This is a genomic window from uncultured Cyclobacterium sp. (assembly GCF_963977555.1).
Taxonomy (GTDB): domain Bacteria; phylum Bacteroidota; class Bacteroidia; order Cytophagales; family Cyclobacteriaceae; genus Cyclobacterium.
The window spans coordinates 82,424-104,853 of sequence record NZ_CAXBPD010000013.1; the positions used below are offsets into that span (position 1 = coordinate 82,424).

General features: G+C 39.2%; 18 protein-coding genes. 16 read left to right on the forward strand and 2 right to left on the reverse strand.

Going from position 1 to position 22,430, the window contains the following annotated elements; all coding sequences use genetic code 11:
• The first annotated feature begins 5 nt into the window (after positions 1–5).
• From AAC073_RS16245 to AAC073_RS16295, 11 genes are all read left to right on the forward strand, one after another.
• Complete coding sequence (locus AAC073_RS16245; protein WP_339924846.1) at positions 6–1,334, forward strand: hypothetical protein; 1,329 nt, start codon at positions 6–8, stop codon at positions 1,332–1,334.
• Between the two features lie 305 nt (positions 1,335–1,639).
• Positions 1,640–3,058 (forward strand): NAD(P)/FAD-dependent oxidoreductase, encoded by a 1,419-nt coding sequence (locus AAC073_RS16250; RefSeq protein WP_339924847.1) that lies wholly within the window; start codon positions 1,640–1,642, stop codon positions 3,056–3,058.
• 41 nt (positions 3,059–3,099) lie between these two features.
• Complete coding sequence (locus AAC073_RS16255) at positions 3,100–3,684, forward strand: hypothetical protein (RefSeq protein WP_339924848.1); 585 nt, start codon at positions 3,100–3,102, stop codon at positions 3,682–3,684.
• On the forward strand, positions 3,665–4,750 hold the full coding sequence (locus tag AAC073_RS16260; protein WP_339924849.1) for a restriction endonuclease subunit S: 1,086 nt from the start codon (positions 3,665–3,667) through the stop codon (positions 4,748–4,750). The genes AAC073_RS16255 and AAC073_RS16260 overlap by 20 nt, the downstream gene beginning before the upstream one ends.
• Positions 4,751–5,021: 271 nt before the next feature.
• Positions 5,022–5,522: a hypothetical protein gene (locus AAC073_RS16265; RefSeq protein WP_339924850.1), complete on the forward strand. Its 501-nt coding sequence runs from the start codon at positions 5,022–5,024 to the stop codon at positions 5,520–5,522.
• A 96-nt stretch (positions 5,523–5,618) separates the two neighbouring features.
• The gene (locus tag AAC073_RS16270; protein ID WP_339924851.1) at positions 5,619–6,224 is read left to right on the forward strand and encodes an OmpA family protein; all 606 of its coding nucleotides are present in this window, start codon (positions 5,619–5,621) and stop codon (positions 6,222–6,224) included.
• A 624-nt stretch (positions 6,225–6,848) separates the two neighbouring features.
• The gene (locus AAC073_RS16275) at positions 6,849–8,957 is read left to right on the forward strand and encodes a bifunctional aldolase/short-chain dehydrogenase (RefSeq protein WP_339924852.1); all 2,109 of its coding nucleotides are present in this window, start codon (positions 6,849–6,851) and stop codon (positions 8,955–8,957) included.
• Positions 8,958–8,966: 9 nt separating this feature from the next.
• On the forward strand, positions 8,967–10,250 hold the full coding sequence (locus AAC073_RS16280; protein ID WP_339924853.1) for a sugar isomerase: 1,284 nt from the start codon (positions 8,967–8,969) through the stop codon (positions 10,248–10,250).
• Between the two features lie 36 nt (positions 10,251–10,286).
• Positions 10,287–11,618, forward strand: a complete 1,332-nt coding sequence (locus tag AAC073_RS16285) for an FGGY family carbohydrate kinase (protein ID WP_339924854.1) — start codon at positions 10,287–10,289, stop codon at positions 11,616–11,618.
• An 18-nt stretch (positions 11,619–11,636) separates the two neighbouring features.
• Complete coding sequence (locus tag AAC073_RS16290; RefSeq protein WP_339924855.1) at positions 11,637–12,560, forward strand: alpha/beta hydrolase; 924 nt, start codon at positions 11,637–11,639, stop codon at positions 12,558–12,560.
• Entirely contained in the window at positions 12,557–13,864 is a 1,308-nt protein-coding gene (locus tag AAC073_RS16295) for a DUF4038 domain-containing protein (RefSeq protein ID WP_339924856.1), read from the forward strand. The genes AAC073_RS16290 and AAC073_RS16295 overlap by 4 nt, the downstream gene beginning before the upstream one ends.
• Positions 13,865–13,946: 82 nt before the next feature.
• On the opposite strand, the gene AAC073_RS16300 is transcribed toward AAC073_RS16295, so the two are convergent.
• Positions 13,947–14,372 carry a secondary thiamine-phosphate synthase enzyme YjbQ gene (locus AAC073_RS16300; RefSeq protein WP_339924857.1) on the reverse strand — a complete coding sequence of 142 codons (426 nt, stop codon included), beginning with the start codon at positions 14,370–14,372 and terminating at the stop codon, positions 13,947–13,949.
• A 103-nt stretch (positions 14,373–14,475) separates the two neighbouring features.
• Here AAC073_RS16300 and AAC073_RS16305 point away from each other — a divergent pair, with 103 nt between their 5' ends.
• The 3 genes from AAC073_RS16305 to AAC073_RS16315 are packed head-to-tail and all read left to right on the forward strand — an operon-like array spanning position 14,476 to position 17,091.
• Complete coding sequence (locus AAC073_RS16305) at positions 14,476–14,943, forward strand: heme-binding protein (protein ID WP_339924858.1); 468 nt, start codon at positions 14,476–14,478, stop codon at positions 14,941–14,943.
• 48 nt (positions 14,944–14,991) lie between these two features.
• On the forward strand, positions 14,992–16,146 hold the full coding sequence (locus AAC073_RS16310; protein WP_339924859.1) for a methionine aminotransferase: 1,155 nt from the start codon (positions 14,992–14,994) through the stop codon (positions 16,144–16,146).
• A 15-nt stretch (positions 16,147–16,161) separates the two neighbouring features.
• Positions 16,162–17,091 carry a sugar phosphate isomerase/epimerase gene (locus AAC073_RS16315; protein WP_339924860.1) on the forward strand — a complete coding sequence of 310 codons (930 nt, stop codon included), beginning with the start codon at positions 16,162–16,164 and terminating at the stop codon, positions 17,089–17,091.
• Between the two features lie 168 nt (positions 17,092–17,259).
• Here AAC073_RS16315 and AAC073_RS16320 read toward each other — a convergent pair whose 3' ends face one another.
• The gene (locus tag AAC073_RS16320) at positions 17,260–18,339 is read right to left on the reverse strand and encodes an endonuclease/exonuclease/phosphatase family protein (RefSeq protein ID WP_339924861.1); all 1,080 of its coding nucleotides are present in this window, start codon (positions 18,337–18,339) and stop codon (positions 17,260–17,262) included.
• Positions 18,340–18,461: 122 nt separating this feature from the next.
• Between AAC073_RS16320 and AAC073_RS16325 the strand changes: the two genes are divergently transcribed.
• The gene (locus AAC073_RS16325; protein WP_339924862.1) at positions 18,462–20,039 is read left to right on the forward strand and encodes an AAA family ATPase; all 1,578 of its coding nucleotides are present in this window, start codon (positions 18,462–18,464) and stop codon (positions 20,037–20,039) included.
• A gap of 129 nt (positions 20,040–20,168) precedes the next feature.
• On the forward strand, positions 20,169–22,295 hold the full coding sequence (locus AAC073_RS16330) for a PA14 domain-containing protein (protein ID WP_339924863.1): 2,127 nt from the start codon (positions 20,169–20,171) through the stop codon (positions 22,293–22,295).
• Positions 22,296–22,430: the final 135 nt, after the last annotated feature.

A 22,430-nucleotide genomic window follows, 5' to 3' on the forward strand; every position in this document is an offset into this window, starting at 1 on the left:
ACGATATGTCGTGGGCAGCAGGATTTAAATTAGCAATAGAAATAAATCAACCCATTATCAATCTTGTGCTAGATAAGTTTTTACAAACTTTACAGGCCCAATTGCTTTACCAGGCAAATCTTGGTAGCATTGGTTCTTTTGAGGCTAAAGTTAAAGATTTGGAAATTCTGGACCTGGAAGATCCAGCCCCACTTGGTGGCGTGGTAACGGATTTACAAGCGCTTGCTGATTTCAAATTAAAGCTTTTTGGAATTCAGCTTGTCAATACAACCATGAAGTTCACGATCAACAATGTTGAACTACAACTTTCAAAGACTTCCGCTGGCCAACCTAAGGGAATTGTCATTAAAATAACTCCTACATTATCCATAAAAATTACTTTTACAGGGGGTCACTTCCTAGCCAAATGGATCCTGAACGGGATCATTGCCCCGCTTGTATCCTTTGGGATATGGATTGCTTTTAGACTTATCAGAAGTGTAGAAATTCTGGTTTGGGATCTCATTGATATATTTGGTGTTTTAGGACTTCGGTATTCCCCCAACAGTCCCTTACTAACTGCCCAGAAAACTGTTCCACCATCTTCTCTTCTTCTGGCTTCAGATTTTAACTTGACCGCTCCAGCCATGGGTATTGGTCAGCAGTTGAAACATTTCAATCCATCAAACACCAGTATTGGAGCCGTTGTGAATGAGAAGGTCATAAGCGCAGCTGTTCAAATCGCATTTGCAAAGGGATGGATACCTTCACAATTCCGTGTTTCACGTTGGAAAATTTACTTGAACTCCATTCATGTAGCTTTAGAACAAGATAAAATTGTAGCTACAGGGTCATTAAAAGCAAAGCGTGGGAAATGTTGGTGCAGAGTAAAAGCAAAAATTTCCTTTCGTGCTGCAGTTACACCAAAGATTACAGGAACACCCAATCAGCCTGCATTAGACTTTACATATGATGCCGATATAAATACACAAATATCAACATCTGGAATGCTAGTCGTATTGGGGGTCATCTTGTTTGCTCCCGTTTTAATGTCATTGACCATCTCCATGTCTTTCCTTATTAATATTGTGCTTAATCAGTTTTTACCTTTTACTACAAGTTGGCAACAAAATGGCCTTCAACTTTATATTGCTGCGAATTCAGTGAATTATGCGGGATTCACCCCATTATCTATGCAGTTTCCCCTCCAGCTAAGTGGCAGCGGATCTTACAATTTAACGAATTTCAGGCAATTTACACTTCCTGCCAATGGCCCAAGCTTTCAAGTTGAGTACACCAACGAAAGCCTATCTATTCAACCTAAAGAAATGAGGCTGGCCATTGATTTAAAGTAAGAAGCTAATTTTTTTACAAGAGTGTGGCTTTTTAATTCCAGCCAATCCATTAGGAAGATGGTAGATCCGGAGAGGGAATAGGACGTTATTTAACTGACTTACTATTAAAAAAGGAATTTAAAAACCTCTTTTCTGAATTAATACTTGTTTGCAAAAAGTAAAATCAGGACATCAAGAGAACACCCACTTTTAAAACCATTCAAAGGTGATTCCCTTGGTGAAAAAATATTGTAACTACTTGTTAAAATCTAATGATTCCTTTAATGAACTAAAAAAAGAAATAACTTTGCAATAAATACTTAACTATGGACACTACTTTTGATGCTGTTGTCGTAGGATCTGGGCCAAATGGTCTTTCAGCGGCAATTGTTTTACAAAAGCATGGGCTAAATGTCTTACTAATTGAGGGTAAAGATACAATTGGTGGTGGCATGCGAACAATGGAACTTACCCTTCCTGGTTTTAAACATGACGTTTGTTCAGCCATCCATCCCATGGCAGCAGCAGGCCCTTTTTTTAAGACATTACCACTCGATCAGTATGGCCTGGAATTTATACACGCTAAAACATTGGCCGGACATCCGCTACCGGATGGGTCTGTAGTTTCCTTGTACCGCTCCCTATTTGAAACCGCAGATCATTTGGGCAAGGACAAAAAAGCCTATATTGATTTGTTAAAACCCCTTTTCGATCATTGGGACACCCTTTCTCCAGACATTTTATCCCCATTAAAATTTCCAAATAATCCGATAAAACTGGGCTTATTTGGACTTAATGCGCTTAAACCCTCCACAATACTTGCACAGAAATTTAAAGAAACCAAAACCAGAGCTCTTTGGGCAGGGATGGCAGCGCATGGTATCCAACCCTTAACCAATATCGCTACTTCAGCTATAGGCATGGTGTTAATGGCAGCTGGTCATCATAGTGGCTGGCCAATGATAAAGGGAGGATCTCAATCACTCGCTGATGCCTTAGCCAATTATTTTCTCGCCATAGGAGGTAAAATTGAAAAAGGGAAAATGATAACTCACCACAGTCAACTTCCTGATGCAAAATTGGTAATGTTTGACCTGAGCCCTAAAAATTTATTAAAGATTGCAGGAGACAAGTTCTCCAAACTGTATCGTTGGCAATTGAGTAAGTATAGGTATGGAATGGGGGTTTATAAAATGGATTTCGCGCTTTCACAACCTATTCCATGGAAATCCGAAGCGCTTAAGGGTGCTGGCACAGTACACCTAGGAGGTACATTGGAAGACATTACAAAATCCGAAAAATTAATTTGGGAAGGTAAATACAGTGAAAACCCCTACGTCCTTCTATCCCAACAAAGCCTATTTGACAACACACGTTCTCCAGAAGGTTATCATACAGCATGGGCATATTGCCATGTACCTGCAGGATCAGAACGCAACATGACATCCACTATTGAAGATCAAATAGAGAAACATGCGCCTGGTTTTAAGGACACGATAATTGGAAAGCATACTTTCAATAGCAAGGAGATCGAAAATTATAACCCCAACTATATTGGTGGGGACATCAATGCTGGAGTACAGGACTGGTCGCAAATATTTACCAGACCTGCTCTAAGGACATCTCCTTATAGAACCTCCTTCAAAAACTATTATATCTGCTCAGCATCCACTCCACCAGGTGGAGGCGTTCATGGAATGGGTGGATTTTATGCTGCAAAAAGAGCTATTAAAGATTTATTCTAAGTTCGATGTTCTATTTTTAAATTTTTATTAAGGAAAACAAGATGAATAACTTCCTGAAGAAATATAAAATTACTTTGGTCTTCTACCTTATCGTCATTTTACTCTTCGTATCGATGGTATTTGCAAGACTAGTTAGAGAGCCATACCCAAGTCTAAACATGCCCGCGTTCACGAGAAGTGGCATTAACAATGACATTTTACCTGCTACTTATTTTGAAGTCATCTACATGAATAATGGAGAAGAAGTATGGAAAGGGAATTTACAGGATATTATTGACCCGGAAAACCTAGTTGAATTTCGAAATAATATGCGCTTTATTTTCTTCAATAATGCAGGGGCAAATATGGAGAAGTCCAAAAATCAAAAGCGAAGGATAATATCTTTAATTCCAGGAGGGGTTAAGATACATGAAACACTTAAAAAATGGACAACGCATGATGTAATAGGAGGAGCAGACAAAATAGCCCCTGAACTCATTTTTAGAAAAAAGCCATTTGATTCTGATGAAGTAACTGGCTTTATTATTAATGAGTACAAAGAATATTACCACTTAGTGGATGGGTTTCAGAACAGGGAAATTGTTAGGCACAAAGAATTTAAATTTGATGACAATACAACTAATTAACGAGAGAATTACCAATTGGCTTTTAAATACATGGAAGCCAACTTTTTTCCAATTAGGCTTAACCAGGATTTTGTTTTGCCTTGGATTTTTTATTATTGGGATTCCACAGTTTATAGGGATTTCAAATCTTGAATTAGCATTCTTTGATCCACCTCCTGGGGTTTCTCAATTAATAGGTCCTATTACTTCAGGTAATTTTTGGTGGACTTTCGATTTGGTTTTGAGAATTATATTCGTCTCAATATTGGTAGGATTTAGAACGAAGGAATCATCCATTATTTTGGGATTGCTTTTACTTTTTGGCTTTACCTATAGCTACAGTTACGGAAAAATTGACCATAACATTTTCCCGGTGATTTTCCCATTGATTATGGCTTTCACCAACTGGGGAGGGGCATTGTCTATAGATTCACTTAGGAATAAAAATACTAAAATTGAGCCTAAAGGCTGGCCATTAACCTATCTTTCATTTTTTCTGGGATGGGGTTATTTTACCGCAGGCTTGCCAAAGTTGATTGGAGGATGGTTAGATCTTTCGTATTCAACCACTGCAGGCTTTATTTTAAGAAGATTTTATTCAGGAGCAGCGCCCTTGTACTTAAATGAAATGTTTGTAAAAATAAACAATTTATTTGTTTACAAATCACTAGACTACAGCACCTTACTGTTCGAGTTAGGATTTATAATTACAATATTTTGGTCAGCCTTGTTTTTGAGAGCGGTGGGAATTGCTGCTCTTTTTCATCTTGGAGTGTTATTAACGGTTAACATACCCTTTACCCTACATATCTTGGTACTACTGCCTTATATTGTTTATTTTTATTTCGAAAATAAACCACAGCTTTCAGAAACAGCTCAACTCTATTTTATCCGAAATAAAAAGGTTTTTTTAACGGCCTTTCTATTATTAGCTGTAGTAATAATCTCCGGTTATTACCCTAGACCATTCCCAATTCACCGCCATGCTATCTTATTTCTGGTTTGTATTCCTTCGATATTTATGATTTTACCAGAATCAGCGCGTCTGTATTTTAATAAAAGGACGAGCCGATTCTTTACCAAATAATTGAATCCGAAATATGCAATAGACCTTTTAATACGAGCTGATTCACTTCCTTCCTATTTTTAATTTACTCGATACTGTATCTGGGGAAACGGTTTCACTGCCCGAAGTAAAATTGGATACCCCAACAATGATCATTATTGATTGCAATCATTGTTCAACCAATCGGCTTCTTGGTTTTGAAGGAATTACCTCTCCAAATAGATTGTCTATTGGATATTTCGACATAAATTTGAAAAATTCTAGGTTTAGTATTAAAGAATGGATCGCTATTATGAAAAAACTTATCACACTTGGTCTCATTTTGATTCTTGTAGGCTGTGGATCAACAAAAGATTTCAATGGGATTGCAGGCAAAAAGGCCTTAAAGGGTGAATGGCAAGTTGATCAACTGGAATTTTTTGGAGCAGAAGGCACTTATAAGGCATTCATGTTCGATATGGCAGACTCCTATTGCTTTAAAAACAGTACATGGATGTTCATCCCAAACAATTATACTGGGAAGTTTACTTTAGCATCAAATTCCTCCGATTGCGAATCAACAACAGCCCGAATACGATGGTCATTTTTTGATACGGATACACAACGCTACATTCAGTTCAAATATACTGATGACAAAAACAAATCGCTTGACCCAATGAATGGTGGCTATCGAATGAAAGTTAAAAGTTTAAGTCAAGAAAATATGAAACTTGAATTGGAGGTAGCACATCAAGGTAAACCATTTACTGTGGAAATGAGTATGTCCAAGATCTCCGACAACGTAGTACTTTAATAAATCCAATTTCAAAACTAAAGCCTAGACATGAAAGGAAAAATGAGATCGACGATAGCAATTGCTTTAGCTTTGCTATTATTTAACTGCAATTCGGTGAAAAATGCAAATAACACGCAAAAAGGCGCAGGTATTGGTGCCGTTACAGGTGCTATTGCAGGTGGAATCATTCAGGGAAATCTAAAAGGAGCACTCATTGGGGCTGCAATTGGTGGTGCCAGCGGAGGCGTAATTGGAAATGTAATGGACAAGCAAGCCAGAAAAATAGAAGAGGCAATTCCAGGAGCAGAAGTAGAACGTGTAGGTGAAGGAATTCATGTGATTTTTGGTGAAAATAGTGGTGTTAACTTTGCAACAAACAAATCAGAATTAACAGCTACATCGAAAGAGAATTTAGAGGGTGTTGCCAAAATCCTATTGGAGTTTCCAGATACTAATATTTCTATCCAAGGTCATACAGACAATACTGGAAAAGAAGATTATAATCTACAGTTATCAAGGAAAAGGGCGGATTCTGTAGCTAAATTTTTAAGCGATAAGGGTGTATCCTATTCGCGTTTTAATATTGAAGCATTTGGGCAAAGCGCTCCAAGATTTGACAATACCACATCTGAAGGACGGGCACAGAATAGAAGAGTGGAAATGGCAATCAGTGCCAATCAAGAAATGATTGAAGATGCCCAAGCAAAAAGTCAAAATTAATAATAGCCATGCATTTACGGCATCCGGCAAGCAATTCTTTGCAAAGGATTTTCGAAATTCAAAGACCTGCACATTTCATTAAACGTATTCTACCTTACTAATGCAATAGCAATCATTTTTAATAGGGTCATGCCTTCTTGATTCTTTAAATGATTAATTTTTTTCTTTGAATACAAGAAAAATATTTATCTTTTAGTTTTAACCGCTTGTACCTTTTGAAAGCCTTTTTTGCTACAAACCAAAAAAGAAAAGTAAACTTCAAACAATAAGCAGTTTAGCGTCTGGTAAAAAACATGCTTTCAGAAAGGCGAGGGCTTATAAAAGCTAAAGCGTATCCTTTACCAATCAGCAATAGCTAATTACCTTTACTTTCCCTACACGTTAAAATCCTTGTTAAATAATGATTAATTAAAAACAATAAATTCTTATCATTGTCTGATTTTATTGGTAAAAAGTAGGGCTTAATTGTTTTATGGAAGGGAAAAATATAGTTTTTCGTCCAAATTCTGCTTAGAAAATAGGCAATCTTCTATTCAAACAGCATAGAACAGGACAGTTAAATTCTTTCAATCAAGTATATTCGCTAAAATTAAAAAAAAGAATTCTAATTTATTTATACAAAATATGGCAATTACAAAAGACACTTTTAAGCACGTAGATTATCTATGGGATGATGAAAAAGCGAAAGCTTTAGGAGACGATCAGGTAGCACTATTGCTTTATCGCTCTAATATTTTGGGAGCAGATCTGAGAATCACCAATTACGGAGGTGGAAACACCAGCTGTAAAACCATTGAAAAAGACCCACTTACAAAAGAAGACACCGAAATAATGTGGATCAAAGGTTCAGGTGGAGACATCGGAACATTGAAAAGAAGCGGACTTGCTGGATTGTACATGGACAAATTGCTTGCACTTAAAAATGTGTACAGAGGTTTGGAATTTGAAGATGAAATGGTGGCTTTGTTCAACCATTGCATCTATGACTTGGACTCCAAAGCCCCTTCCATAGATACTCCTTTACATGCTGTATTGCCTTTCAAACACATTGATCACCTACACCCTGATTCCGCTATTGCCATTGCTGCAGCTAAGGATGGAGAAAAGATCACCAACGAATTATTTGGAGGCCAAATTGCTTGGGTTCCATGGCAAAGGCCAGGCTTCGACTTGGCATTACAACTAGACAAAGCACTTAAAGCCAATCCTGGCATCCGAGGCATTATGCTTGGAGGACATGGTCTTTTCACTTGGGGAGATACTGCATACGAATGCTATATCAATAGCCTTCAGGTAATTGACAAAGCTTCTCAATATTTGGAAGACAACTATGGCAAAGATCGTCCTGTATTTGGTGGCCAGAAAGTTTCTTCATTACCAGCTGAGGACAGAAAAGAACAAGCTTCTATTATTGCTCCTCACTTAAGAGGTCTTGCTTCAGGCTTTAATCGTATGGTTGGCCATTTTTCTGATGACGAAAGGGTATTAGAGTTCATCAATAGCAATGACCTTGAAAAGCTAGCCCCACTTGGAACAAGCTGTCCTGATCATTTCTTAAGAACCAAAATCAGACCTTTAGTACTAGAGATAGCTGCTGACACGGATCTTTCAGACATGACAGAGATAAAAGCTTATCTCGAAAAAGAATTTGAAGAATACAGACAGTATTATTCCAAATATTACAATGACCACAAACGCGACAACAGTCCTGGTATAAGGGATTCCAACCCAGTGGTTATCTTATGGCCTGGAGTAGGTATGTTCTCTTATGCCAAAAACAAACAGACAGCAAGAGTAGCTAGTGAATTTTACACCAATGCCATCAATGTGATGAAAGGTGCAGAAGCTGTTTCTTCCTATGTTTCCTTGCCTTTGCAAGAAGCTTTTGACATTGAGTATTGGTTATTGGAAGAAGCCAAGCTACAAAGAATGCCTAAAGAGCAACCACTTTCCAGAAAAGTAGCTTTTGTAACAGGAGGAGCTGGTGGAATTGGTAAAGCGATTGCTGATAAAATGGCCCAAGAAGGTGCATGTGTATTCATCACAGACATCAACAAAGACAACCTGGACACGGCACTTGCAACTTACAGCAAAGACACAGGCTCAGGAGCATTGATGGATGTAACCAAAATGGAAGACATAGAAGTAGCGCTAAAAGCGGCTTGTCTTAAATTTGGTGGCGTTGACATCATTGTAAACTGTGCAGGTCTTGCCATCTCTAAACCTATCGCCCAAACCACTGAAAAAGATTGGGACATACTTCAATCTGTATTGGTAAAAGGACAATTTGCCGTTTCTAAGGCAGCTGTAGCAATATTAAGGGCTCAGGATAAAGGTGGAGACATTGTTAATATCGCCAGTAAAAACGCCTTGGTTTCAGGACCAAATAACGTAGGCTATGGTACCGCTAAAGCAGCTCAGGTACACATGAGTAGATTGCTTGCTGCTGAGCTAGGACCAGACAAGATTCGAGTGAATGTAGTCAATCCTGATGCAGTGATTGAAGGCAGTAAAATATGGGAAGGCGAATGGGCCAAAGGCAGGGCCAAGGCTTACGGAATCAGCGTAGAAGAGCTACCATCCTTTTACGCCAAGCGTACGATCATGAATGAAATTATATCGGTAGATGACATCGCCAATGGCGTCTTTGCTTTCGTAGGTGGTCATTTGAGTAAGAGTACCGGAAATATTTTAAACGTGGATGGAGGAGTTGCTGCTGCCTTTGTCAGATAATGCATTACCATGAGAATTGATAAAAATCAAATCAATACATTGAATAACAGAGCTCTCCCGGATCACCGGGAGAGTTTTGAGTATCTAAGCAATAAATTAACCACCAAAGGACTGGATCCCGATCAACTCATTGAAAAGATTCAGAATTTTCAAATTGCCATACCTAGCTGGGCCCTCGGGACTGGAGGAACGCGATTTGGTAGATTTCCCGGAGGAGGTGAACCCAGATCGCTAGAAGAAAAAATTGATGATGTAGGCTTAATTCATGCATTGAATGCTGGATCTGGTGCTATTTCTCTTCATATCCCCTGGGACATTCCTGGTGATATTGAAGCGGTCAAATCCCATGCGGCTTCGCACAATTTACTTTTTGACGCAGTCAATTCCAATACTTTCCAAGATCAACCTGATCAGGAGCTTTCTTATAAATTTGGGTCCTTGTGCCACACAGATGCCAAAGTAAGGCAACAGGCTGTTGACCATAACTTGGAAGTGATTAAATATGGAGACCAACTAGGATCCAAAGCTTTAACGGTATGGCTAGCAGATGGGTCTTCTTTCCCTGGACAGATGAATTTCCGGAAAGCACTCCAAAATACAATGGACTCTCTAAAAGCCATTTATCAGGGACTTCCGTCAGACTGGAAAATGTTTGTAGAGTACAAACCTTATGAGCCTAACTTTTACCATACGGTAATTCAGGATTGGGGAACCTCTCATTTATTGGCTTCCCAGCTAGGCGACAGGGCCTTTACTTTGGTAGATTTAGGTCACCACCTGCCCAACACCAATATTGAGCAAATTGTAGCGACCTTAATGATGCAAGGCAAACTGGGCGGGTTTCACTTCAATGATTCCAAATTTGGAGACGATGACCTGACTGCTGGTGCCATGAAGCCTTACCAGTTGTTTTTGATATTTAACGAATTGGTAGAAGGCATGGAAGACAAGGAATCTAAAAACCCTCCTCCTGCCTGGATGATAGATGCAAGTCACAACCTGAAGGATCCAATGGAAGACTTGCTCCAATCAGTAGAAGCCATTCAAATGGCCTATGCGCAAGCATTGTGCGTAGACCGGGTTGCATTGGAAAATGCAAGAGAAGCAAATGATGCGGTACTGGCCCAGGAAATCTTGCAAAATGCCTTTCGAACGGATTTAAGGCCATTGATTGCAGAAGCCAGGCTTCAAGCCAATGCTGCCCTGTCACCAGTAGAGGTATTTCGAGACTTGGCAGTCAGAAAACAACTGATCCAAGAAAGGGGAGCAAAAACACTTGCCACCGGTTTATAAGTTAAATCAATTCATTCAATAAAATAAAATAATAAAATGCCCATTCCGGTAACCGCCATTTTTGATATAGGAAAAACGAATAAGAAATTTTTTCTCTTTGATGAAAATCTGAAAGAGATAAAAGAAGAATACGTACAATTTCCAACTATCAAAGATGACGATGGCTTTGAGTGTGATGATTTAGAAAAAATCACCACATGGGCAAAGGAAACAGTGGAGAAATTGTGCCAGGATCCTCAATATGAGATCAAAGCATTGAATTTCTCCACTTATGGGGCCACCTTCGTTTCTATTGGGGAAGATGGCAAGCCTGTTACTCCTATTTACAACTACCTCAAAGATTTTCCTGAGGATGTCCACCAGGAATTTTACGAGAAATACCCAGAAGAAAGCATCAATCAAACGACTGCTTCTCCTACTCTTGGCATGCTCAATTCTGGCTTGCAATTGTATTGGCTCAAAAGAAAAAAGCCTGAGGTATTCAAAAAAATTAAATACTCCTTACACCTCCCTCAATACATTTCTTACCTCTTTACTGGTGAAGCTGTCACCGAACCCACTTCTATTGGCTGTCACACAAAAATGTGGGATTTTCCGAAGGGAGATTACCATGAATGGGTGTATGAAGAAGGAATAGCTGAAAAGTTACCTCGCCAAGTACCAACAAACCATAGTTTTGAGAAAGAAATCTGTGGTCAAAAAGTAAAAATAGGCGTTGGCATCCATGACTCTTCCTCTGCTTTGGCCTCTTATTTAATAAAAATTAAGGAGCCGTTTCTATTGATTTCTACAGGCACCTGGAGCATTTCTCTTAACCCTTTCCCACAAAGGGAGCTGACCTTCAAAGAACTACAAAATGACTGTCTGAATTTTTTATCGATTCATGGCAAGACTGTTAAGGCCAGTCGCTTTTTCCTTGGCTATGAACTGGACCTTCAACTGAACAAAATGAACAAGGCTTTCGACAAAGAGCCAAAATATTACAAAAACATAATGCCCAATGAGGCCTTAGTAAATCAGCTCTTAAGTGGTGAGGTATCAGGTACATTTTACCCTGAAGCAATCGAAAGAACGCCACTGGTAGCCGAGATTTTTCCTGAAAATAAGTGGGACATTGCTTCCTTTTCTGATTTTGATCAAGCCTATCACCACTTGATATTTGGCTTGGTGAGGATGCAGGTAGCTTCATTGATGCTTGCTAAGGGTGCAACACCTATAAAAAAAGTGTATATTGATGGCGGTTTTGTCCACAATAAGGTGTTTATCCGTTTTCTAAATGCGTTATTGGAAGGATATGAACTTGAATTTTCTGATTTTCCGTTAGGTTCTGCCTATGGGGCAGGCCTGATGCTAAATGCATTTAAATAAATAAACCATACCCAATCAATGAACCAGCTTTTTCTAGTTTTTAGTTTCGTTTTCATAATGGGATCGTTAAATGCCCAAAACCAGCCACTTGTAATGGATATTTATCCGGGAGAAATACCATTTAAAAAAATCACTCAGGTTAGGGAAGTAGCAAAGGTTGATGGCATTATTCGTATCAGTAATGTTCAAACCCCTCAAATAGAAGTTTTTTTACCTTCTAAAAGTTCAGCCAACGGACAAGCAGTTATCATCTGCCCTGGAGGAGGCTATGGTATTTTGGCCTATGATTGGGAAGGTACTGATATTGCCAAATGGCTAAACAGTCACGGCATTGCTGGTATCGTTTTGAAATACAGGTTGCCCTCAGCTGAAACCCAGACTAGCCCTCACCTGGTACCAATGTCCGATGGACAACAGGCCATCAGAATGGTAAGACTTAACGCTGAGGAATGGAACATAGATCCAGACAAGATTGGTATTATGGGCTTTTCAGCTGGTGGACATTTGGCTTCCACTTTAGGCACTCATTTTGACTCGGGTAACCCAGGATCAGACGACCCGATTTTACAGCAATCCTGCCGTCCCGATTTCATGATCTTAGGTTATCCAGTAATCTCATTTAACGAGCAATTTACACACATTGGCTCTAGAAATAGTTTGATAGGAACAACGCCTGAGCCCAAGTGGGTGAAATATTTCAGCAATGAACTACAAATAAGAGCAGATTCACCTCCTACCTTTCTTTTTCATTCCCAAGACGACACAGGAGTCCCTGTCAAGCACAGCTTAATGTTTTACGAAGGTTTGGTTGCCAAAAATATTCCTGCAGAGATGCACTTGTACCCGACAGGACAGCATGGTTATTCCCTCTCTCTTAACAAAGAAGGTACTCAAAAAGGATGGCCCAATAGCTGCATTAATTGGATGCAACATTTGAAATGAACACAAATCTGTCTGCCCTTAAGATTGGAGAAAATGGACGCTTCCTGACCTATCAGAACGGTGAGCCTTTCTTCTGGTTAGGAGATACAGCCTGGGAGCTTATCCATAGGTTATCCTTGGCGGATACCCGAGTCTATTTTCAAAATAGGGTTGACAAGGGATTTACCATTATTCAAACGGTGATATTGGCAGAATTGGACGGCCTTACCGTACCAAATGCCAATGGCGATCTACCCTTAAAAAATTTAGATCCCAGCCAACCAAATGAAGCATATTTCAGCCATTTAGATCAGGTCATAGCCTTGGCCAAAGAAATGGGCCTTTACCTTGCCCTCCTTCCTACCTGGGGAGATAAGTTCAATAAAAAATGGGGTACTGGCCCTGAAGTTTTTACGCCAGAAAACGCCAAAGCTTTTGGTGCTGATTTGGCCAAACGCTACGCAAAGCATCAACACCTTGTCTGGGTTCTTGGCGGAGACAGGATCCCTGAAGACAAGGAAGACGAAGCCATAATTGAACAAATGGCTCAAGGAATTCGAGCATTTGACAAGAATAGCCTTATCACTTACCACCCCAACGGCGGCATAATAGCCAGTGACATCTTTGGTAAATCCGCATGGTTACAAGTCGACATGTTCCAATCCAGGCACCAGAAAAAATTCCGGGAATACAATTTTGTGAACAAGGCAAAAAGCAAGAGACCTGTGAGGCCGGTCATCAATGGTGAACCAGGATATGAAAACATTCCTAATTTATTAAATAAGTGGAATTTCCAACGGCTGGATGCTTCCGACATTAGATTGTCTGCATATTGGAGTATGCTGTCTGGTGCTGCCGGATATACTTATGGCTCCAATGAGGTTTGGCAAATGCATTCAACCAATACCATCCCATTATTTGGTGCCCACCTTTCTTGGCAAAAAGCCCTTGACCTCCCCGGAGCAAGGCAGATGAAAATTTTACGACAGGTTTTCGAAAGTTTGCCTTGGCAAGAAATGCTTACCTCTCGAAAAATATTCTCAGGAATAAACTGGCCATTTACCCAGAAGAAAATGGCCCTAACCACTGCCGACCAAAGCTGTATATTAGTGTACCAACCTACAGGCAGTAAAATAAAGTTAAGCCTAAATAAGGCAATTTTAAAAGATGCTTCGTCCTATTGGATCAACCCTCATGACGGTGAAGTAATTGCCCATGAAGGCAAACCCTCTAACACCTTTAAGACTCCAAACAGGCTACAAGATTGGCTCCTTTTAATTTTATCAAGTGGTCAGAATGAACAGTGGCAATACCCAAGATCTTGAATTTTAATCAGTTGCAATTTTTAGTGGATAAAATTGTGGATAAAGTAATAAAAAGCCGTTTTCTAAGTACTTTTTATTAAAATTATCCTTCTCCCATCGCAGTTAGCACTAAACTCCGCTCCCCGCCATGGTTTCGAAATTCCCCAAGGTAAATCCCTTGCCATGTGCCAAGGTTCAACCTCCCTCTAGTAATAGGAACCTGCACTGAAACACCAAAAATGCTTGATTTTAGGTGCGCAGGCATGTCATCAGGCCCTTCCATGGTATGGACAAAATGGGGATAATCCTCAGGAACAAGGTAGTTGGTAAAGGTTTCGAAGTCCACTCTTACAGAGGGATCTGCATTTTCATTGATCGTTAACCCAGCGGAAGTATGCTTTATCCACACCTGCAGCCATCCTTTTTCAATTTTTTTCAATTCCTGGAAGTTATCCACAATATACCTGGTTATGAGGTGAAAACCCCTTTTATAGGCAGGTAATTTGATTTCTTTTTGGTAGGTTTTCATAAATTAACTCAGCTTTATATCCATTAGCAAATATAAAAAATTTAAGATTTGCAGTTTATTAATTATATTTAAGATTAAACATTTAGAACCTAATTCCCCAACGATGCAGAAGCTAACATTATCAATTTTAATATTGTTATTCACCGTAGTAAGTTATTCTGCGAGCGCACAACAAACCAGCAGAGTACTGTCACTAAAAGATGCCCAAACAATAGCTGATGCTGCAGAAGCAAAAGCCAAGGCAAACGATTGGACGGTCGTTATTTCCATAGTTGATGCTGGTGGAGATTTAGTGCTACTAAAAAGAATGGATGGTACCCAGTCAGGAAGCATTGACGTCGCATTAGAAAAGAGTGAAACCGCCATAAAATTTAAAAGATCAACCAAAGAGTTTGAAGACATGGTAGCGGCAGGAAGGTTAAACATCCTAAGCCTGCCTGGAGTCCTGGCAATGGAAGGTGGACTGCCAATAATTTCAGGTGACCAGGTAATTGGTGCCATTGGCGTGAGTGGTGCAGCCCCTCCGGAAGATGGAATTATTGCTGAAGCAGGAGTTGCTGCTTTTAAATAAACTTGGAATTTCCAGTCCAAAATAATTACTGATGGACTTCTAATAATTATGACAAAAGGAAAGAATTTACCTTCAAAATTACCTTATGTTGGCACTACCATTTTTACGGTAATGTCCAAACTGGCTACAGATGAGGGGGCATATAATTTATCTCAAGGCTTTCCAAGTTTCGATTGTTCTCCGAAACTTAGTGAACTGGTTTGTCACTATTTAAAAAATGGCTATAACCAATATGCACCTATGTCTGGGGCACCCGTTTTCAGGGAAAGCATAGCGGAAAAAACAGCCAGGGTTTATGGCATTTCTTATGACCCTGAAACAGAAGTGACGGTTACTTCAGGAGCCACTGAGGCTATATTCTGCGCTATCACTGCCGTAGTATATCCAGGAGATGAGGTGATCGTACTTGAGCCGGCCTATGACAGTTATGTTCCCGCCATTGATCTTAATGGCGGCATCCCAGTATTCGTTACCTTGGATGCGCCCAATTTTAAAATCGATTGGGAAAAAGTTAAGGACAAAGTATCTCCAAAAACAAAGGCAATAATTGTCAATTCACCGCACAATCCTGTGGGAACAGTTTTTAGCAAGGAGGACCTCGACAGTCTGGCGGAAATTGTTCGCAACAAAGACATTTATATTATAAGTGATGAGGTTTACGAGCACATTGTTTTTGATGGAGAAGTCCATCATTCCATGATGAGCCATCCTGAATTAAAAGAGAAATCCTTTATTTGTAATTCGGTAGGCAAGACCTACCATGTCACAGGATGGAAAATTGGCTATTGCCTGGCTCCAGCAGCCCTGACGAAAGAGTTCCAACGCATACACCAATACATAACTTTCTGTACGGTATCACCAATGCAGTACGCGCTGGCAGACTTCCTGAGGCTACCGGAACATTACGAACAGTTGTCCGATTTCTATCAGCGGAAAAGAGATCGATTCAATGATGCCTTGAGTGGATCCAGGTTTACGTTGAAACCTTCTAAAGGAAGCTTTTTTCAAATTGCTTCTTACGAAAGGATTACCGAGGAATACGATTACGATTTGGCCATTCGACTGACCAAGGAGATAAAGGTTGCATCTGTACCCATTTCGGTTTTTTATAAAGAAAAAAGAGATGATAAATTGTTGCGGTTTTGCTTTGCCAAGGATGATGACATTCTGGACAAAGCCGCAGCATTATTGTGTAAATTATAAACCATTTATAAACGAATGCTTGAATTAGGTTTTGTAAGCGCCATTTTGGCTGAAAAAAGTTTTGAAGATGTAATTGATTTTGCTGCCAAAGAACAATTCTCTTGTGTAGAAATCATGTGTTGGCCAAAAGGCAAAGCAGAGCGACGTTATGCTGGTGTGACCCATATTGATGTAGCCAATTTGGATGAAAAGGCGGTTCAGCATATAAAAAATTATCAGAAAGATAAAAAGGTATATGTTTCTGGACTGGGCTTTTACCCCAATCCCTTGGATCCCGATGAAAAGGTAGCTGAAAATGCCTTGTCTCATATCATGGATGTAATTGATGGTGCGGAAAAATTAGGCATACCTGTAGTCAATACTTTCATTGGTAGGAATCCTTCTTTAAATGTTTCGGACAACTTAATGCTTTTTGAAGAGCGATTCCCTCAAATCGTTCATCACGCCTCTTCCAAAGGCATAAAAATAGCAATTGAAAATTGCCCCATGTTATTTACCGATGATGAATGGCCTGGAGGAAAGAACCTTGCCATCTCTCCAACCATTTGGGACAAGATGTTTACCATTATTCCAGATGAAAACTTTGGGTTAAACTATGATCCATCCCATCTAGTATGGATGCAGATGGACCCTGTACAACCCATTTATGATTACAAAGATAGACTTCATCACATTCACCTAAAGGATGTAAAAGTATATCAGGACAAATTAAATAGAGTAGGCATCCTTGCCAATCCTTTGGAATACCACTCCCCTAAAATACCTGGCTTGGGAGATGTTCCTTGGGGCCGCTTTTTTGCAGCACTCACCGATGTGGGCTACAGAGGTCCTTGTTGCATAGAAGTAGAAGACAAAGCCTACGAAAAATCTGAAGCCGATGTCAATATGGCGATATTAACCTCTCGAAATTATTTGAGACAGTTTATTCCATTTAGAGAAGCATAGCGTTCAGCCCTCCGAGGTTTTGAAAACCTCGGAGGGCTGCCATCTATTCATTTATAGCTTACTATTCTTTTTTCGTAGATGTTCACTATGAATTTTTAGTAACCAGAAGCGAAGGCCCTTGGGAAAAACAATGAGCACAACACGATTTTACTTTGCCAATTATCTTTATTAGATGGTCAAAATATTTGGATTGGCTTTTCCTATGGTTTCTTCTGTCCAGTTTTTTTCATCTTTGTCAAGCGCTTCTTCTTTATCTTCCTGACCATTATCAGCCTTCAGTTTCAACCTTATAAACATAGGGAAATGATCCGAGGATATAGAAGGGAGTCTTTTTATTTCTCGTAAAACGAAATCCTCTGAGTGAAAAATATGATCTAGAGGCCATCGAAAAGGGAGGTGTTTTGCATTGTAGGTATTAAAAAAGCCTCTTCCTTTTCTTGGGTCTAAAAGCCCGCTAATTTTTTGAAAAAGGCGTGTTGTTCTTGACCATGCCACATCATTGAGGTCTCCAAAAACCAATGTTGGCAGTTCTGCATCCTTAACATTCTTGCCAACAATCAGCAATTCAGCATCCCTTGGAAGCGAAGTATCACTCTCTGTTGGGCTTGGTGGTTCTGGATGAATGCAGTGGATTTGTATAGGTTTTCCAGAAGGAAGAATCACCGATGTGTGAATAGAAGGGATATCATCTTCTACTAAATAATGAACCTTGGTATCCTTCAATTCCAAATTAGAATACAAGTGCATTCCGTAAAGGTTGTCTAAAGGTATTTTGACTTGGCACTTGTAATCTTCTTCCAAAACAGACATTTGCTCCTCCCACCACTTATCGGATTCTAAAGTAAGCACCAAGTTGGGTTGGTGCTTCTTTACCAGACTAATTAACTTTTCAACATGTCGATTTGGAGTAAGAACATTACTTACCAATATGGCAATTTCATTATCTGGGTTACTGGTCTTATCGTGATATACTTCTTTTCCAGCCACTACGGTGTAGGGGAAAATTTTTCTGGCCTGATAAAACCAGGAAAAAACCACCAAGGTCAAAAGGCCAAGATTAAAATTATTAAACTCAGAATAAGGCATTAGAAAAAGCACTATTGCCAAGGTCGCCATCAATAGCAACTGAATCCTTGGAAAATCAAACACTCGTACCCACCAGTTACTTACCTTTAGCTTTGAAGCTATTACAGCCAAAATACTGATAATACTTAAGCTTATTTTTAAAATATTTAATACCAGATCCATTGCCACGTGAAGTTAATTTAATACTTATCAAGTATTTTAGTTTTGCCAATAATTTACAATATATACGAAAGCGATAAAATTATTAATAATTTTAGGTATCAATTTAACAAACAATTTACCTCATGTCATTTTTAAAATCGTTTTTTCGTCAGGAATTTGAAGCCAAAGGCTTGGACATGACCAATGAGCCCTTTATCCAAGCCCTTGAAATTGCTTTGCACACTAATAAGTCACTTTTCCTAACAGGCAGGGCGGGAACCGGTAAAACAACATTTCTACATACCCTGAGAAAATTTAACCCCACCAAAAATATGGTGGTGGTTGCACCAACAGGAGTTGCGGCCATAAATGCTAAAGGAAAAACCATTCATAGCTTCTTTAAAATTGATCCTCGACAAATTTTTCTCCCAGATGATCCGCGGCTCCATGCCAATCGTTCCAAACAAAATATCTTTGACACCTTCAAATATACCAACAGTCGTTTGACAGTAATACGACAACTGGACCTACTCGTAATTGATGAAATCTCCATGGTCCGCGTGGAGATATTGGATATTATAGATCAAATTTTACGTGTCTTTAGAAGGAAAACGCACCTGCCTTTTGGTGGCGTCCAACTGGTTTTGATAGGAGACCCTTTCCAATTACCTCCCATTGTCAAAGACAGAGACTGGTCCCTATTGGCCACCAAATATGAGACACGCTTTTTCTTTAGTTCGTATGGTTTTAGAGAATTAATGCCTTACCATATTGAGCTCCAAAAAATATACAGACAAAAAGACACTGTCTTCAAAGACCTTTTAAACAGAATAAGAGAAAGCAAACATACCTATGACGACATCAATTTTTTGAACAAGCGGGCAGCCGACTATCATTTTGACCTTTTGGACCAAGGCTATATTATACTGGGGACCCATAATTTCAATATTCATAAAATAAACAAGCAGAAATTAGAACTCATAAATAGCGAGGAAAAAAATTTCAAGGCAGATATTGAGGATGATTTCCCTCCATCTATGGCACCATTTGATCCCATAGACATCACACTTAAAGTTGGGGCCCAGGTAATATTTATGCGCAACAATCCCGAAAAAAAATACTACAATGGCATGATTGGGAAAGTAGTAGAGATGCATAAAAATAAAATCCTTGTAGAAGCAAATAATGGGACATTTTATGAAGTTGAAAGAGAGGTTTGGGAAAACGTAGACTTTCAATACAATGAGCAGGAGAAAAAAGTAGATGCAAAGGTTATTGGTAGGTTTACGCAGTTTCCTCTGAAGCTTGCCTGGGCCATCACAGTACATAAAAGTCAAGGACTTACCTTTGAGAAATGTATAGTGGAAATAGACAGGTCCTTCGAAGCAGGTCAAGTCTATGTAGCCCTTAGCCGATGTACTGATCTAGCGGGTTTGGTGTTAAAAAAAGCCATCGGCATGCAAAGCGTCTTGGTAAGTCAAGACAGTTTGAATTTTAGTTTACAGCGGCAAGGAGAGTTGCAGGTGGAAGAAGACCTAAAGGTTCAAAGAGCCTATGCTTCTTTACCTTATGCATTTGATGCCTACCGAAAAGGGGATTTAAACAAGGCCAAGGCCATTTTCGACGAAGTTCAAAGCATCCAGGACATCACCTATTATGCAAAATTCAAGCAATTTATGATGCTAAAACCTTACCTAGATCACAAAAATAAACACAGATAAATGAGTTTTAAATAACTTTTTTAGCATTTTATAAAAAATAAATGCCTGATTCCCTTGCCTTTTAATCCCAAATACATAAATTTGTATTTAACAGCAGATTAAAAGCATTTCAATTTAATTATTTTTCAAATGCAGGGGATATTGAGAGGAGTAAAACGGAACGGAAACTATTTTAACAGCATAGTTTTATCCATAATTTTGATTCTAGTTATTTCAGGGCAAAGCTTTGGTCAATTGGCATGTACCAATACCGAACCGGTAACTTATACAAAGCCATGGCAAAATGGCTGGCAGAATGGTTATCCAACCAATGTCTGGAATGCCTATGTTTATCAATTAACAGGGGACTATAATCCAAATGGAGCTAATGCAGGCCATAACGAACCTGCAGAATTTAAAAAAACCTATGGCGGTGTAGGAGGCCAATACAAAGGAATGCTATTAAGAGATGGCGCTAATTTCCTACCTGTTTCTGGTGTCAATTTTGATACTCGCTTTAGTGATCCAAATCCTGGCAATGGCTATCTTTCCGATAACCTGTTTTTTCAAACTGGTATCAGCCCTACCACTTCAGGTGGATGTGACACTCAACTCAACCAATTCGGTGTTCATATGCGTGGAAGGTATGTCCCTAACCAAAATGGGATTTACCGAATACGCATAGGTAGTGATGATGGTTCCTATTTCAAAATGTTTTCAGATCTTGGTAATGAAAGCGGAAGTATTGGACAAGATGTCAATGGAGATAATTTGATTCATAACAATTGGGCAAAAAATGAATCGGACACCTTACTGTATGATGGCGTTGATAATTTTGTATACGAGAACAACATCAGAAATTACTATGTAGAATTAGAAGCCGCTCAGGAATGGTTCATGAAATTGAACTATTATGAAAAAGACGGAGCCAACAGATTTGCATTTGAAATTGAATTGTATTTCGGCCCTGGCGAGATAAAAATGGGAACAGATGCTTCAGGATCAGTTGCTTTTTGTGGTATAAATCCAGATCCTACTATCATCAGCTCAAAAGGCCCTGCCGTATTTGAAGATGGAGAAGTGACTGATTATTTTTGGCAATATGCCACTTCGAATGATGAGTCTGCCACTTGGAACACCATTTCCGGAGCTACTGAAAAAGATTATAAAATCCCAGCTTATGAGGACGACAATTGGACCGGGTCTAGGTATTATAGAAGAGGGGCAACCAATACAATTGCAGTAAATGACTCTACAAGTACCGATGTTGATGTATTTACCAATGTATTGGAAGTAATCATGAATCCAATCGCCGATTTAGATCGTACTGAATTTGGCGTCAATGAGTGGATAGGTCATACTTATGATGCACCTAGAAATTTTGCTACTTCCAATTACTCTGGAAGGGTTTTTCAAGATTCCGTATTTACTCAAAACTTTCCAGCTGGTGTAGGATGTAATTCTCAAAAAAATAACTTTACGGTGCAATATAGAATGCGATTAGACGTCGAACCAGGCACCTATGACTTTAACGTCAATGGAGATGACGGATATAGATTATCAATCAATGGTACCACTGTGATTAACGAATGGGGAAAATCGGGCGGTAAAAAAGCAACTGCTGATACTTACCAGATGGAAATTATAGAGGAAGGCGTTTTAGAATTGATTTTGGATTATTATGAACTAGGTGGTGATCAATCGATTATTTTTGGATACGACGAATCATTGCTAGTACTTCCTCTGGAATGGGGCGATTTTATTGGGCAGGCTTGCGGGGAGAACAATTGCCTTAAATGGAGCACTCTACAAGAAAAAAACACCAGCCATTTTGTCCTAGAAAGATCCAATGATGGATTCAACTGGAAAGAATTTGGTGAAGAAATAGCCGCTCAGGGAAATAGCAACAGTGAAGTACATTATCAGTATTCAGATGATTCTTTTGATAACACTTATACTTTCTACAGGATAAAGCAAGTTGACTTGGATGATACTTTCAGCTATTCTGATGTAATAAGGGTTGAAAACAACTCGCTTAGCAATAAGTTGATGCCTTTTCCAAATCCTACTATGGACTTACTTTTTGTTGACTCCGAAGAAGGAATTTTGAATGTTGAACTTATTAGTCAGGACCAAAGGATAAGGGCTCAGCCTCTGCTTGAGAAGGTTGGAGACAAAAGATACCAAATTGATATGCGTCAATTTCCTAGCAACCATTATTTGGTAACGATAAGGACAAGCAAATCGAAAAAAACTTATAAGATAATGAAAAGATAAAAGGGCAAAAAAAGCCATCATATGCTCGCAAGACCTATGAAACTTAAATAGCAGCAAGCGATATCAAAGGCAGACAGTCAACTATATGACTGTCTGCCTTTTTTTTTCAATGACATTTTACCATTTATAGGTTTG

What these genes read in the sequence shown, in the direction of transcription:
- AAC073_RS16260 (WP_339924849.1), top strand. Translation starts at nt 3,665, where the DNA reads ATGACAATACAACTAATTAACGAGAGAATTACCAATTGGCTTTTAAAT.
- AAC073_RS16290 (WP_339924855.1), top strand. Translation starts at nt 11,637, where the DNA reads ATGAACCAGCTTTTTCTAGTTTTTAGTTTCGTTTTCATAATGGGATCG.
- AAC073_RS16285 (WP_339924854.1), top strand. Translation starts at nt 10,287, where the DNA reads ATGCCCATTCCGGTAACCGCCATTTTTGATATAGGAAAAACGAATAAG.
- AAC073_RS16250 (WP_339924847.1), top strand. Translation starts at nt 1,640, where the DNA reads ATGGACACTACTTTTGATGCTGTTGTCGTAGGATCTGGGCCAAATGGT.
- AAC073_RS16330 (WP_339924863.1), top strand. Translation starts at nt 20,169, where the DNA reads ATGCAGGGGATATTGAGAGGAGTAAAACGGAACGGAAACTATTTTAAC.
- AAC073_RS16255 (WP_339924848.1), top strand. Translation starts at nt 3,100, where the DNA reads ATGAATAACTTCCTGAAGAAATATAAAATTACTTTGGTCTTCTACCTT.
- AAC073_RS16310 (WP_339924859.1), top strand. Translation starts at nt 14,992, where the DNA reads ATGACAAAAGGAAAGAATTTACCTTCAAAATTACCTTATGTTGGCACT.
- AAC073_RS16320 (WP_339924861.1), bottom strand. Translation starts at nt 18,339, where the DNA reads ATGGATCTGGTATTAAATATTTTAAAAATAAGCTTAAGTATTATCAGT.
- AAC073_RS16275 (WP_339924852.1), top strand. Translation starts at nt 6,849, where the DNA reads ATGGCAATTACAAAAGACACTTTTAAGCACGTAGATTATCTATGGGAT.
- AAC073_RS16265 (WP_339924850.1), top strand. Translation starts at nt 5,022, where the DNA reads ATGAAAAAACTTATCACACTTGGTCTCATTTTGATTCTTGTAGGCTGT.
- AAC073_RS16245 (WP_339924846.1), top strand. Translation starts at nt 6, where the DNA reads ATGTCGTGGGCAGCAGGATTTAAATTAGCAATAGAAATAAATCAACCC.
- AAC073_RS16325 (WP_339924862.1), top strand. Translation starts at nt 18,462, where the DNA reads ATGTCATTTTTAAAATCGTTTTTTCGTCAGGAATTTGAAGCCAAAGGC.
- AAC073_RS16295 (WP_339924856.1), top strand. Translation starts at nt 12,557, where the DNA reads ATGAACACAAATCTGTCTGCCCTTAAGATTGGAGAAAATGGACGCTTC.
- AAC073_RS16315 (WP_339924860.1), top strand. Translation starts at nt 16,162, where the DNA reads ATGCTTGAATTAGGTTTTGTAAGCGCCATTTTGGCTGAAAAAAGTTTT.
- AAC073_RS16305 (WP_339924858.1), top strand. Translation starts at nt 14,476, where the DNA reads ATGCAGAAGCTAACATTATCAATTTTAATATTGTTATTCACCGTAGTA.
- AAC073_RS16280 (WP_339924853.1), top strand. Translation starts at nt 8,967, where the DNA reads ATGAGAATTGATAAAAATCAAATCAATACATTGAATAACAGAGCTCTC.
- AAC073_RS16300 (WP_339924857.1), bottom strand. Translation starts at nt 14,372, where the DNA reads ATGAAAACCTACCAAAAAGAAATCAAATTACCTGCCTATAAAAGGGGT.